Origin of the sequence: Tsuneonella aeria (assembly GCF_009827495.1) — a bacterium.
In the GTDB taxonomy this organism is placed as follows: domain Bacteria; phylum Pseudomonadota; class Alphaproteobacteria; order Sphingomonadales; family Sphingomonadaceae; genus Tsuneonella; species Tsuneonella aeria.
On sequence record NZ_WTZA01000001.1, the window covers coordinates 185,981 to 199,113 of the forward strand.

At 67.9% G+C, this 13,133-nt stretch carries 14 protein-coding genes; 5 read left to right on the forward strand and 9 right to left on the reverse strand.

What is annotated here, in order from left to right:
- Nucleotides 1-58 precede the first annotated feature (58 nt).
- Genes GRI40_RS00895 through GRI40_RS00915 form a run of 5 tightly spaced genes read right to left on the reverse strand, consistent with a single transcriptional unit; the run spans nt 59 to nt 6,276 of the window.
- Nucleotides 59-1,231, reverse strand: a complete 1,173-nt coding sequence (locus tag GRI40_RS00895) for a sensor histidine kinase (RefSeq protein WP_272916557.1) — start codon at nt 1,229-1,231, stop codon at nt 59-61.
- Nucleotides 1,120-1,563: a response regulator gene (locus GRI40_RS00900; protein WP_160609603.1), complete on the reverse strand. Its 444-nt coding sequence runs from the start codon at nt 1,561-1,563 to the stop codon at nt 1,120-1,122. The genes GRI40_RS00895 and GRI40_RS00900 overlap by 112 nt, the downstream gene beginning before the upstream one ends.
- On the reverse strand, nt 1,560-3,071 hold the full coding sequence (locus tag GRI40_RS00905) for a sensor histidine kinase (RefSeq protein ID WP_160609604.1): 1,512 nt from the start codon (nt 3,069-3,071) through the stop codon (nt 1,560-1,562). Before GRI40_RS00905 ends, GRI40_RS00900 begins: the two co-directional genes overlap by 4 nt.
- Nucleotides 3,064-5,040, reverse strand: a complete 1,977-nt coding sequence (gene parE, locus GRI40_RS00910) for a DNA topoisomerase IV subunit B (RefSeq protein ID WP_160609605.1) — start codon at nt 5,038-5,040, stop codon at nt 3,064-3,066. Before parE ends, GRI40_RS00905 begins: the two co-directional genes overlap by 8 nt.
- A 57-nt stretch (nt 5,041-5,097) precedes the next feature.
- Nucleotides 5,098-6,276, reverse strand: a complete 1,179-nt coding sequence (locus GRI40_RS00915) for a penicillin-binding protein activator (RefSeq protein ID WP_202390108.1) — start codon at nt 6,274-6,276, stop codon at nt 5,098-5,100.
- Nucleotides 6,277-6,315: 39 nt separating this feature from the next.
- On the opposite strand from GRI40_RS00915, the gene rsmI reads away from it, so the two are divergent.
- From rsmI to GRI40_RS00935, 4 genes are read left to right on the forward strand one after another with little or no spacing between them, the layout of a single operon-like run.
- The gene (gene rsmI, locus GRI40_RS00920) at nt 6,316-7,173 is read left to right on the forward strand and encodes a 16S rRNA (cytidine(1402)-2'-O)-methyltransferase (RefSeq protein WP_337190461.1); all 858 of its coding nucleotides are present in this window, start codon (nt 6,316-6,318) and stop codon (nt 7,171-7,173) included.
- Between the two features lie 8 nt (nt 7,174-7,181).
- Nucleotides 7,182-7,532, forward strand: a complete 351-nt coding sequence (locus tag GRI40_RS00925) for a YraN family protein (RefSeq protein ID WP_160611295.1) — start codon at nt 7,182-7,184, stop codon at nt 7,530-7,532.
- Between the two features lie 10 nt (nt 7,533-7,542).
- Nucleotides 7,543-8,496, forward strand: coding sequence for a glutathione synthase (gene gshB / locus GRI40_RS00930; protein ID WP_160609607.1), 954 nt, complete (start codon nt 7,543-7,545; stop codon nt 8,494-8,496).
- A 31-nt stretch (nt 8,497-8,527) separates the two neighbouring features.
- Complete coding sequence (locus tag GRI40_RS00935; protein ID WP_160609608.1) at nt 8,528-9,133, forward strand: DedA family protein; 606 nt, start codon at nt 8,528-8,530, stop codon at nt 9,131-9,133.
- Here GRI40_RS00935 and GRI40_RS00940 read toward each other — a convergent pair.
- Together GRI40_RS00940 and hemW are read right to left on the reverse strand one after the other, a co-directional pair.
- Complete coding sequence (locus tag GRI40_RS00940; protein ID WP_160609609.1) at nt 9,130-10,020, reverse strand: tyrosine recombinase XerC; 891 nt, start codon at nt 10,018-10,020, stop codon at nt 9,130-9,132. The genes GRI40_RS00935 and GRI40_RS00940 overlap by 4 nt on opposite strands.
- Nucleotides 10,017-11,168, reverse strand: a complete 1,152-nt coding sequence (hemW, locus tag GRI40_RS00945; RefSeq protein ID WP_160609610.1) for a radical SAM family heme chaperone HemW — start codon at nt 11,166-11,168, stop codon at nt 10,017-10,019. The genes GRI40_RS00940 and hemW overlap by 4 nt, the downstream gene beginning before the upstream one ends.
- Nucleotides 11,169-11,224: 56 nt before the next feature.
- On the opposite strand from hemW, the gene GRI40_RS00950 reads away from it, so the two are divergent.
- Nucleotides 11,225-11,752: a CAP domain-containing protein gene (locus tag GRI40_RS00950; RefSeq protein ID WP_160609611.1), complete on the forward strand. Its 528-nt coding sequence runs from the start codon at nt 11,225-11,227 to the stop codon at nt 11,750-11,752.
- Here the strand turns inward: GRI40_RS00950 and rdgB are convergent.
- Together rdgB and rph are read right to left on the reverse strand one after the other, a co-directional pair.
- Nucleotides 11,749-12,390, reverse strand: coding sequence for an RdgB/HAM1 family non-canonical purine NTP pyrophosphatase (gene rdgB / locus GRI40_RS00955; protein WP_160609612.1), 642 nt, complete (start codon nt 12,388-12,390; stop codon nt 11,749-11,751). The genes GRI40_RS00950 and rdgB overlap by 4 nt on opposite strands.
- On the reverse strand, nt 12,387-13,100 hold the full coding sequence (rph, locus tag GRI40_RS00960; RefSeq protein ID WP_160609613.1) for a ribonuclease PH: 714 nt from the start codon (nt 13,098-13,100) through the stop codon (nt 12,387-12,389). Before rph ends, rdgB begins: the two co-directional genes overlap by 4 nt.
- Nucleotides 13,101-13,133: the final 33 nt, after the last annotated feature.

Consider the following 13,133-nt stretch of genomic DNA (forward strand, 5'->3'; position numbering starts at 1 on the left):
TGTCAAAGAGAATTCTCTTTTGCGCCGCGGGCACGGAGAAAACCTTCTCTCCGATCGTTCAGGCGGGCGTGGCCTCTCGCAGCGATGAGCGATTGAGCGGGACGGTGAAGCAATACGTGACGCCGCGATCGCTCGGCACGCGATCGACAGCCGTTCCGAGGCCGCGGGCAACGGCGCCGACAATGCGCATTCCGAGGCCGGTTCCCGACGGCGCCTGTCCTTCGGTGATCCCGCGACCATCGTCGGATACGCACACGATGACGTCGCCATCTCCGCGCCGTTCCAGGCGAATGCGGATCGTGCCGCCGGTCCCGTCCGGGAAGGCATACTTGGCCGCGTTCCCGACCAGTTCGTTGACGATCACGCCGACGGCCACTGCCGCATCGGGGGGGACTTCGACATGGTCGGCGTCAACCTCCAGCGCGATCTTGCCGCCGGACTGGGCGATCATCTGGCGCAGTTCGTCGGCCAGGGTGACGAGGTACGCGTCAAGGTCGATGGTGGTGAGATCGTCGCGGGTGTAGAGCCGCTGGTGCACCTTGGCGATGGCCCGGATGCGGTTCTGAATGTCCTCCAGCACCTGGCGCACCGGTTCCTGCCTGGACTGATTTGCCTGCATCGCCACGAAGCTGAGCACCATCTGCAGGCTGTTCGAAACGCGGTGGTGCACCTCGCGCACCAGCATCTCCAGCCGGTCGTTGGCGATCCGGAGCTCCGCCTCGGCGCGGCGCTTGTCCCGTTCCAGCCTGTCGCGCGACAAGGCCTGGCGGAAGCGTCCGTCGAGCACGTCGAAGAAGCTGTCGCCCACGGTCTTCACGACGAAGTCGAGCGCGCCGGCGCGCAATGCGTCGACCGCCACCGCGGTATCGTCGTTCCCGGTCACGAACACGACCGGGGGATGATCTTCGAGCGCGACGATCTCGTCGAGCATCTGGCGCCCGCTCTTGCCCGGCATGTGATTGTCGATCGCGACGAGATCGAAGGTTTCGGCGCGGATGAGGGCGAGCCCCGCGTCAGCGTTGGACGCGGTGGACACGACGAAACCTCGCCTGCCGAGCGCACGCTCGGTCAGACGGCACATGCCGTCGTCGTCATCGACATAAAGAATGCGCGGCGAGGCTATTGGTCGTCGACCTCGGGCACCTGGATCACCGAAAGAAACAGGCCAAGCTGACGAATGGCGTCGGCGAAGCTTTCGTAGTTCACCGGCTTCGTGATGTAGACGTTGCAGCCGAGGTCGTAGCAGCGCTGGATCTCGATCTTGTCGTCGGTGGTGGTGAGGACGACCACGGGCGTGCGATGCAGCTTGGCGTCGCCCTTGATCCGTTCCAGGATGCTCGTCCCGCTCATGTCCGGCAGATTAAGGTCCAGCAGCACCATCGCCGGCCCATTATGCAAGGGGCCCTCGGGTGCATTGAACAAGTAGTCCAGCGCGCTCGTCCCGTCGGTGAAATGGCGGATTTCGTTGGAGATCCCGGCCCGGCGAATGTTCTTCTCGATGAGACGCGCGTGGCCCTCATCATCCTCGATCATCACGATGCCGACAGGCTGATGTGCATTCATGTCACGGATTCCACTGGGATAAATGTCTCTGGCAACGAAAGAATGAACGTTGCGCCTTCGTCAAGCTGCGATTTGACCGTGATGTTGCCGCCGAGCCGATAGGCGAGTGCGCGCACGTTGGCGAGTCCGATCCCTTCGCCCGGCTGGTCCTGCGTTCCGGCCCGCCGGAACAGTTCGAATATCCGCTCCTGATCGTTCGGGTCGATCCCGCGCCCGTTGTCGCGTACGATGACTTCGACCATGCGGCCATCCCGCCGGCCGCTGACGGTGACCTCGCCCGGCCGCTTGGGGTCGAGGTACTTCAGCGCATTTTCGACGAGGTTGGACACGATCTGCTCGACCGCGATGCGATCGCTGCGGACGTCCGGAACAGGCTCCACGGTGACCCCCGCCCCGGCATCTTCCGCCAGCTGGTACAGCGACGCGACCACCCCGTCGACCAGGGCGTTCATGTCGAGCGTCTCCGGAGCGAGCTGGCGCCGCCCCTGGCGCGACAGTTCCAGGATCGAATTGATCAGCCGGTCCATCTTCTCCGTGGACTTGCGGATGAATTCCAGCGCTTCGGGCAAGTCCTCGTCAGCGGCGAGCCAGGCGGCTTCGTCGCGCAGATCGGGGTGTTCCGTAAACAGGGTGTCCATGAAGGCCCGGATTGTCTTGCGCGCGGTATCGAGTTCCGACGTGAAGCCGAGCACGTTGACCAGCGGCGAACGCAAATCGTGGCTGACGATATAGGCAAAGCGCTGGATTTCCGCATTGGCGCGCGTCAGTTCGGCCGTCCGTGCGGCGACCGCTTCTTCCAGCCCTTCGTTGCTGCGCTGCAAAGCCAGCTGCGTGCGCGTAAGATCGCGATTGTAGCGAAGAACCAGGAAAACGGCGGAGCCGAGGAAGACCACCAGGAGCGCGGTCGTCAGGCCGCCGATGAGATAGAACAGGTTGGAGGCGCTCTGCTGGGCGACGTTGCGGGAAAACAGCAGTTCCTGTTCCGTATCCATCATCGCGCTGGTGATTTGCCGGATTGCGCGGACGATCTGGACCCCGCGTTCGCGCTCGATGCCCATCTCCCGGACCTGCGCAGTGGCGCCAGCCGGAGACAGAATGGCTTCGCGCACCACGGCTTCGCGTTCCGCATGAAGCGCGCGCACGCTTTCCACCCGTTCCAGCTGGACCGCGTTGTCCTGCACCAGTTCTTCGAGACTGGCCAGTTCCGCGGCGAACCCGGTTTCGGTCTCCCGGAGAATCCGCACGAAGTCGGAACTGGGCACGACCATCTGGCCGCGCCGGGCGGTTTCGAGCTGTTCGTTGATCGCCGCCAGCCGGCTGATCGTTCCTTCGACGCGCAGCGTGTGTTCGACCGCGCGCGTCCGGTCGTTGACCTGCCTGACGGAAATCACCGCCGCAACCAGGGCAATGGCAAGGAGAACGGCGCTGAGCGCCAGCAGGATGCCCACCGGTCTGCTGCCGGAAAACCGCAGCAGACCGAGCGGCGTGCGTAGCTTCTGGTCAGGCATCGATCTTCTCGCGGTCGAATTCGGCTGCGTTGTTCTGGATGAAGTTGAAGCGGTGTTCCGGGTTGCGGCCCATCAACTGGTCCACCAGTTCCTTGATCGCGTGGCGCTGTTCGTGCTCGGGGGGCAGGGTGATGCGGACCAGGCTGCGCGATTGCGGCGACATCGTCGTTTCGCGAAGCTGCTGGGGATTCATTTCGCCCAGGCCCTTGAACCGCGAAACTTCCACCTTGCGGCCCTTGAACTGGGTGGCTTCCAGTTCCGCCCGGTGCGCGTCGTCGCGGGCATAGGCGCTCTCCTTCCCGGCGGTCAGGCGATAGAGCGGCGGCTGGGCCAGGAACAGGTGCCCGCGGCGCACGATGTCGGGCATTTCCTGGAAGAAGAACGTCATCAGCAAGGTTGCGATATGCGCGCCGTCGACATCGGCGTCGGTCATGATGACGATCCGGTCATACCGCAATGCGTCGGCGTTGCAGTCCTTGCGGCTGCCGCAGCCCAGCGCCAGGATCAGGTCGGCGATTTCCGTGTTGGCGCGGATCTTGTCGCTGCTGGCGCTAGCCACGTTCAGGATCTTGCCGCGGATCGGGAGGATCGCCTGCGTCTTGCGGTCACGCGCCTGCTTGGCGCTGCCGCCGGCGCTGTCCCCTTCCACGATGAACAGCTCGGTCTCTCCGCTCCCTTCGCCGGAGCAATCGGTCAGCTTGCCGGGCAGGCGGACCTTGCGCGCATTGGTGGCGGTCTTGCGCTTGATCTCGCGGTCGGCCTTGCGCTTCAACCGCTCGTCCATCCGCTCCATGACGGCGCCGAGCAGGGCGCGGCCACGCTCCATGTTGTCGGTCAGGTAGTGATCGAAGTGGTCGCGCACCGCGTTCTCGACCAGGCGCGCGGCTTCCGGGCTGGTGAGCCGGTCCTTCGTCTGGCTCTGGAACTGCGGGTCGCGGATGAATACGCTCAGCATGACCTCCGCGCCGGTCATCACGTCGTCGGCGGTCAATTCCCGCGCCTTCTTCTGCCCGGTCAGCTCCCCGAATGCGCGCAGCCCTCTGGTCAGCGCCGAACGGAGCCCCTGTTCGTGCGTGCCGCCATCGGGCGTGGGCACGGTGTTGCAGTACCAGCTGAACGATCCGTCGGACCACAGCGGCCAGGCGATGGCCCATTCCGCGCGCCCCTGTTCGTCGGGAAAATCCTGCGTGCCGGTGAACGGCTGGCTGGTCACGCACTCCCGCCCGGCGACCTGTTCCGCCAGATGGTCCGCCAGGCCGCCGGGAAACTTGAACACCGCTTCGGCCGGCACGTCTTCGCTGCTGAGCGACGGCGCGCATTTCCAGCGGATTTCGACGCCGGCGTAAAGGTATGCCTTCGACCGGGCGAGCGTGAACAACCGCTTTGGCGCGAACTGCCGGTCACCGAAGATTTCGGTGTCGGGGGTGAAGCTCACCGTGGTGCCGCGCCGGTTGGGCGTGGGGCCGAGGGTCTGGATCGGCCCCAGCGTGACGCCGCGGGCGAAGTCCTGCGCGTAGAGCTGGCGATCCCGCGCCACCTCCACCCGCGTGTGGCTGGACAGCGCGTTGACCACCGACACGCCGACCCCGTGGAGGCCGCCGCTGGTGGCATAGGCCTTGCCGGAGAACTTGCCGCCGGAATGCAGCGTGGAAAGGATCACCTCCAGCGTGGACTTGCCGGGGAATTTCGGATGTTCGGCAACCGGGATGCCGCGGCCGTTGTCGGCAACGGTCAGGCGGTTGCCTTCGTCGAGGCTGACCTCGATCCGCGTGGCATGGCCCGCGACCGCTTCGTCCATCGCGTTGTCGATGACTTCGGCGGCCAGGTGGTGCAGCGCACGGTCGTCCGTCCCGCCGATATACATGCCGGGCCGGCGCCGGACAGGCTCCAGCCCCTCCAGCACCTCGATCGACGAAGCGTCGTAGTCCCCACTGGAGGCCGGGGTGTCGGCGAAGAGATCGTCTGGCATCGCGGCGCGATATAGGTCGGCGCGGGGCCGGCCATCAACGGCTGGCGAAAGTTATCGTCAGTCGGCGAACGAAGCCGGCGCGGGCGAGACGATGACGACCTGCCCGTCGCGCACCTCGCGCACCTCCATCGCCCGTTCGACGACGCCGCTCCTGCCGAAACGGAACACGCCGTCGAGGCCCAGGAACCCGTCCTCGTCGCGCAGCCGGGCGACGGGGAAGGGCTGGCCCGGCTGCCAGCCGTCGCCCGCGATTCGCAGGGCCAGCAGCACCGCGTCGTACCCCAGCGTCGATACGCGATAGGGCTGGCTGCCGAAGCGGGTCCGGTAGCTTTCGGAAAAGCGCCGGAAACGGCCGTCGGACATCGCGGAGAACCATGCCCCGCGCAGCGCGGGCGTGCGCGGCACGTCGCTCTCGCCGCTCCACAGTTCGGTGCCCAGCAGCCTGACCGATCCCGTGGTCCGCGGGCGCAGGATGCCGGCCGCCTGTGTCGCCAGCCGCGATCCGTCGGCGATCAGCACCGCGTCGTACCCCCCTTTCTGCGACAGGCGGGTGGCCGCGCTGACGATCGAGGTGTTCCCGCGCGAATAGCTTTCGATCCCGCTGACCGTGCCGCCGTTCCCGGCCACGGCCGTGCGGAAAGCGGCGGCGGCACGGTCGCCGTATTCGCCTTCGGGCACGATGGCCGCGAACCGGGCCGAGCCCGCGCGCCGGGCGTAGGCGATCGTGCGCTCCACCGACTGTTCCGGCGCCTGGCCCATGACGAAGACGTCGGGCGCGGCGACCTGGCTGTCGTTGGAGAAGGTGATCATTGGCACGTCGGCCGGGCGCGCAGCGGCGAGTGCCTGGCTCACGTCGGCCGAAAGCAGGGGGCCGAGGATCAGGGCGTTGCCGTCGGCGATCGCCCGCTGCGCCGCGCCGCGCGCGCCGGTGGCGGTATCGTAAGTGGTGATGCGGATCGTGTCGGCATTGGTATCGAGCAGCGCCATCGTCGTCGCGTTCGCGATGGACCGCCCCACCGCGCCGTTATCGCCCGACATGGGGACCAGCAGCGCGACCCTGTGCCGTGTCTCGTCGACCGGCAGGCCGGGCGTCGCCACCGGGGCGGGGGTGGGGGTGGGCAGGGGGTCCGGGCCCGGCACGGGCGCGCCGCCGCCGGGGATCACCTTGCATCCGGCCAGCAACAGGCCCAGGCCCGCCACCATCAGCGTGCGCCGGTTCAGACCACCCATGTTCATGCTTGCCGCTCCCCGCGTACCTGGTTCATGAGGCCGCCTGTGTCCCACCAAACATCTGCGACCGCGCCAAAATCCCTGGCACCCGGCCTCTACATCGTCGCGACGCCGATTGGCAATCTCGGTGACATCACGCTGCGCGCCGCCGATACCCTGCGCGCCTGCGACGCGGTGGCGTGCGAGGATACGCGGGTGACGGGCAAGCTGATGAAGCACCTTGGCGCGTCCAAACCGCTCTGGCGCTATGACGACCATGCGAGCGCGCAGGACCGTGCGCGGCTGATCGGCGCGATGCGGACGCAGGCGGTGGCGTTGGTCAGCGATGCCGGCACGCCGCTGGTGTCCGATCCCGGCTTCCGCCTGGTGCGCGAGGCGCGCGCGGCGGGGGTGCCGGTCGTGACCCTGCCGGGCCCCTGTGCGGCCGTCGCGGGCCTGACGCTGTCGGGCCTGCCGAACGACCGTTTCCTGTTCGCCGGTTTCCTGCCGGCAAAGGAGAAGGCCCGCGCCGACATGCTGGCCGCGCTGGGGGATATACCGGCCACGCTGATCTTCTACGAAACCGCACCGCGGCTGGCGAAGTCCCTGGCGGCGATTTCCGCGGTCCTGCCGGGCCGCGAGGTGGCGGTGGCGCGCGAGCTGACCAAGCTTCACGAGGAATGCCGCACGGGCGCCCCGGATGCACTGCTGGCGCATTATGCGGCGCACCCGCCGAGGGGGGAGATCGTGCTGCTCATCGCCCCGCCTGCCGAGGCAGCCCCCGATGCGGGTGATGCGGAGGCGCAGCTGGCGGCGGCGCTCGAGACGATGAAGCCTTCGCAGGCCGCCGGGCTCGTGGCGAAGGCGACGGGGCTCGACCGCAAGGCGCTCTACGCCCGCGCGCTCGAACTGCGCGACCGGTGACGGGCGGTGTGCGGCGCCAGCGGGCCGAACGGCACGGCCGCAAGGGCGAGCTTGCGGCGGAGCTGTTCCTGCGCGCCAAGGGCTGGTCGATCCTAGACCGGCGGCGCAAGACGCCCGTCGGCGAGATCGACCTTGTCGCCCGGCGCGGCAGGCTGGTCGCCTTCGTGGAAGTGAAGTGGCGCGCGCGGGCCGACGATCTGGGCATCGCGGTGGACCTTTACCGCCTGCGCCGCGTGGCTGCTGCCGCCGAGGCGGTCGCGCACGAATACGCGAAAGAGGGCGAGTATCTGCGGATCGACGTGATCCTGCTTGCGCCGGGCCGGATGCCGCATCACATCGTCAACGCCTGGCAGCCCTGAAGGATACCGAATGACCTTGCGCGTCGCAGTCCAGATGGACCCGCTGGAATCGATCAACATCGCCGGCGATTCCAGCTTCGCCCTGATGATGAGCGCGCAGGCGCGCGGGCACACCCTGTTCCACTACGACGCGGGCGACCTGACCCTGGATGCCGCCGACCGGCTGACTGCGCAGGCCCGGCCCGTGCGCGTGCAGCCCGTCCAGGGCAGCCACTTCACCGCGGGCGATCCCGTGCGGATGGACCTTGGCCGCGATATCGACGTGGTGCTGATGCGGCAGGACCCGCCGTTTCACATGGGCTACATCACGGCGACGCACCTGCTGGAGCGGATCGAGAGCGAGACGCTGGTGGTCAACAACCCGGTCAGCGTGCGCAACGCGCCGGAAAAGGTGATGGTGCTGGATTACCGACGCTTCATGCCGCCGACCCTGGTCACCCGCTCGGCAGACGAAGTCCGCGCGTTCCAGCGCGAACACGGGGCGGTGGTGGTGAAGCCGATCCACGGCAATGGCGGCAAGGCGATCTTTCGCGTGCCGGCCGATGGCGACAATCTTGGCGCCTTGTTCGAGGTGTTCAACCAGACCTGGCCCGAACCGCACATGGTACAGCCGTTCCTGCCTGACGTGGCGAACGGCGACAAGCGCATCGTCCTGGTCGATGGCGAAGTGGCCGGCGCGATCAACCGCAAGCCGGGCGAGGGGGAGTTTCGTTCTAACCTGGCGGTCGGCGGTAGCGCCGAGGCGACCGACCTCACCGACCGGGAACAGGAAATCTGCGCGGCGATGGGCCCCCGGCTGAAGGCGCTGGGCCTGATCTTCGTGGGCATCGACGTGATCGGCGGGCAGTGGCTGACCGAAATCAACGTCACCAGCCCCACCGGCATCGTGGCCATCGACCGCTTCAACGGCACCGATACGGCGGGTCGCATCTGGGACGCGATCGAAAGCCGCCTGGCGCGCTGAACCAATCGCCGGCCGCGCCGTTGGGGATTCCATGCACGGGTTCATCATCGAGGCGATCGCCCGCGGGGGATATGTCGGCATTTTCCTGCTGATGGTGCTGGAGAACGTTTTCCCGCCTGTCCCCAGCGAAGTCATCATGGGCGTGGGCGGCGTGCTGGTGACGCGCGGCGACATGGCGTTCTGGCCTTTGCTGACCGTCGGCACGCTGGGCACGGTTGCCGGCAATTACGCCTGGTTCTGGATCGGCAACCGCTGGGGATACGAACGCACGCGTCCATTCATCGAACGCTGGGGACGCTGGCTGACAATCGACTGGCAACACATGGAATCGGCCAGCCGGTTCTTCCGCCGGCACGGGCAGTGGGTGGTCTTCTTCCTCCGCTTCAGCCCGTTCATGCGGACGATGATCTCGCTCCCCGCCGGGCTTGCCCACATGCCGGTCGGGCGGTTCCTGGTGTTCACGGCGGCCGGGTCGGCGATCTGGAATGCCCTGCTGATCCTGGGCGGGACGGTGCTGGCCCGTTTCCTCGGCGAGTATGAAGCGGTGATGGGCTGGGGCATCCTCGCGCTTATCGGCCTCGCGATCGCCGGCTACATTTGGCGCGTCGTCACATGGAAGCCGCGCACCGGCGACTAACGCCCGCGCGGATGGGCCGTGCGATAGGTTTCCAGCATCGTGGCCGCATCCACCCGGGTGTAGATCTGCGTGGAGCCGAGACTGGCGTGGCCAAGCAGTTCCTGCAGGCTGCGCAAGTCGGCCCCCGCCCCCAGCAGATGCGTGGCGAAGCTGTGGCGGAGCGCGTGCGGCGTGGCCGTGGTGGGTAGCCCCAGCGCGGCGCGGGCGCGGGCCATGGCTTTCTGCACCATGCCTTGGCCAAGCGGCCCGCCCTTTGCGCCCCGGAACAGGGGTTCTTGGTCTGCCAGCGGATAAGGACAGCGGGCCACGTACAGTTCCACCGCGTCGCGCACCGCGGGAATGATCGGCACCACGCGCTGCTTGCCGCCCTTGCCGGTCACCACCAGCGTTTGCCCGAGCGGCGCGTCCCCCGCGGTCAGCGACAGCGCCTCGGCAATGCGCAGGCCCGCGCCGTACATCAGGAACAGGACGGCGCGGTCACGCGATCCGATCCAGTCCTCCGCCGCGCCGGCTGCCACCAGTTCGGCCACGTTCACCGCGTCGTCCGGGGTCACAGGGCGGGGCAGGCCCTTCTTCATCCGCGGCCCCCGCAGTCGAGGAGATACGGCATCCCCGCCGGACTGGCTGCGCGCAAAGGCAATGAACCCCTTTAGCGCGGAAAGCTCCCGCGCGGCGGAAGCGTTGCCGATGCCATCCGCCCGCCGTGCCGCAAGCTGCCGTCGCAGGGCAGGCGCTTCGAGCGCGGCCACGCCATGCCAGTCACCGATCCCGGTTTCGCGCAGAAGCCGCGCGGCCGCCGCCACATAAGCGCGCACGGTGTGCGGACTGCGCCGCCGCCCGAGCGCGAGGTGGGCGCCCCACGCCTCCAGCATGTCCGCAGCGTTCATGCGGTGACCAGCCCCGGCGCGACCAGTTCGCCCAGCAGCGCGTCGAGCAACGGCATGCCGGCTTCCGTCACGCTGACCCGCCAGCCTTCCTGGCGAACGAGCCCGAGCGAGACGTGGAAGGCCAGCCGGTCGAAATCGACCATCTCGTTGAGCGGCAGGACGAAGCGGCGCGCCATTGCGGCCAGATCGACGCCCTCCGCCAGGCGAAGGCCCATCAGCAACGCTTCCGCCGCCTGTTCACGCGTGCCCAGCGCCCGTTCTTCCGCGATGCCGTGCCCGGCGTCCGCGATGGCTGCGAGCCAGTTTTCAGGCTTCTTGTGGCGGACGGTCGCCATCTCGCCGCGCCGCCCGTGAGCGCCCGGTCCGATGCCGACGTAATCCTGGTAACGCCAATAGGCCAGGTTGTGCCGGCTCTCATGGCCGGGCCGCGCGTGGTTCGACACCTCGTAGGCAGGAAGGCCGGCCGCCGCCGTCATTTCCCGCGTCATCGCGAACAGATCGGCGGCCGGGTCGTCGTGAAGCGGCGCAAAGGCGCCCTGGCGCACGTCGGTCGCGAACCGCGTGCCGGGCTCTATCGTCAGCTGGTAAAGCGACAGGTGATCGGTGCCGAGGTCGATCGCGCGCGCCAGCTCGTTCCGCCAGGCCGCGGCACCCTGTTCGGGCCGGGCGTAGATGAAATCGGCATTGACCCGGGCAAACACGCGCTGCGCGATCCGGAGCGCGGCCACGCCTTCCTCCGCGCCGTGGAGCCGGCCGAGGAAACGGAGCGCCGCGTCGTCGAGCGACTGGAGGCCCAGCGACACCCGGTTGACGCCCGCGGCGGCAATGCCGGCGAACTTGTCCGCTTCCACCGAAGAGGGGTTGGCTTCGAGCGTGATCTCGATCCCGGGCGCAAAGCCCCACAGGCGTTCGGCCTCCGCCAGCAGGTCGGCGACCAGCGCCGGCGGCATCAGGCTGGGCGTGCCGCCGCCGAAGAACACGCTGTCCAGCGCCTCGCCCCCGGCGCGCGCGGCCTCGTGGCGCATGTCGGCGATCAGCGCCCCGCGCCATAGTGTGTGGTCCACGCCTTCGCGCACATGGCTGTTGAAGTCGCAATAGGGGCATTTGCGCGCGCAGAAGGGCCAGTGGATATAGAGCGCGCGCGCCATGGTGCCTTTTTTCAGAATCGCTTAACCGATTTCGCTATAGCGTAGATCGGATGGGAATGCGGGGTTTCGTCTTTTCTGCCGTGGCGGGCGCGGCAATCGCCGTGTCGGGCGTGCCCGTGGGCGCGTCGGGCTCGGTCGACAGCGCGGCGTCCTTCGCCGGACGGCTGCTCAATGCGCACAATGTCGAACGGGATCGCGCGCAGGTGCCGCGCCTGCGCTGGTCGCGCGAACTTGCACGGGATGCCGATGCCTGGGCGCAGTCGCTCGCCCGCAAGGGACGGCTGGAACATGCGCGTGCAGACCAGCGGCGCACCATGGGGGAAAACCTCTGGATGGGGTCCGCCGGTTACTACAGCGCCGAAGACATGATCGGCGGGTTCCTGGCGGAACGGGCGCACTTCCGCCCCGGCGCCTTCCCCCAGGTCTCGCGCACCGGCAACTGGGCCGACGTCGGCCACTACACGCAAGTGATCTGGCCCAGCACGCAGGAAATCGGCTGCGCGGTCGCGCGGGGCGGGCAGCACGATTTTCTCGTCTGCCGGTACTACCCGGCCGGAAACATGATCGGCCAGACGGTCGGCTAGCGCCCGAACTGGTCCGCGACCAACCGGGCGAATGCATCGGCGCGGTGGCTGATGCGGTGCTTTTCGTCGGGATCGAGCTCGGCAAAGGTTTCGGAGCGTCCGGCCGGTACGAACACCGGATCGTATCCGAAACCCAGAGTGCCGCGCGGGGGCCAGGTGAGGGTGCCCTCCGCCCGCCCTTCGTACACGCAGCTTTCCCCGTCGGGCCAGGCGATCGCGAGCACGCAGGTGAACCACGCATCGCGCGGGGTGCCCGGGCCGAGCTGTTGCAGCATGCCTTCGACTTTGCCCATGGCCATGAACCAGTCGCGGCCCGGAGCCCCTTCGAACCACTGCCGTTCGGCCCAGTCCGCGGTATAGACACCCGGCCGGCCGTCCAGCGCCGCCACCGAAAGGCCGCTGTCATCCGCCAGCGCGGCCATGCCCGATCCCTCGGCCGCCGCGCGCGCCTTAAGCATGGCGTTCTGCACGAATGTCGTGCCGGTTTCCTTTGGTTCCGGCAGGCCGAGCGAGCCTGCGCTGATGCATTTGACGCCATAGGGATCGAGCAGTGCGCCAAGCTCCTTCAGCTTCCCGGCGTTGTGCGTGGCGATCACCAGGGTGCTCGAACCGATCCGGCGCGCGGCCCCCCCGTTCACCGCGTGGCGCTTTCCTGCGCGCGGAACACCTGTGCGCACCCGATCTGGGCGAGGCGCAGAAGGCGCAGCAGGCCTTCCTCGTCGTATGTCGCGCCTTCTGCGGTGGCCTGCACTTCGGCGATCCGGCCGCCTTCGATCAGCACGAAGTTCGCGTCGGCGTCGGCGGCGGAATCCTCGATGTAGTCGAGGTCGAGCACGGGCGTGCCGTTGCAGATGCCGCAGCTGATCGCGGCCACTTTCGCCTCGATCGGATCGGCGGTGATCGCGCCCGATGCCAGCAGCTTGTCGACCGCCAGGCGCAAGGCGACCCAAGCGCCGCTGATCGCCGCCGTCCGGGTGCCCCCGTCGGCCTGAATCACGTCGCAATCGAGCACGATCTGCCGTTCGCCGAGCTTTTTGAGGTCCACCACAGCGCGCAGCGAACGGCCGATCAGCCGCTGGATTTCCTGCGTCCGCCCGCTCTGCTTGCCCTTGGCCGCCTCGCGCTGGCCGCGCGTGTGCGTGGCGCGCGGCAGCATCGAATACTCGGCCGTGACCCAGCCTTCGCCCTTGCCGCGCAGCCATGGCGGAATGCGTTCTTCCACGCTGGCGGTCACGAGGACGCGGGTATCGCCGAAGCTGACGAGGCAGCTGCCCTCGGCATGTTTCGTGAAACCGGTTTCGATAGCGATGGCGCGCATCTCGTCGGGCGCGCGGCCGGATGGTCGCATGAGGTGTCCTTTATGAATCGAAAGCCGCGCCTA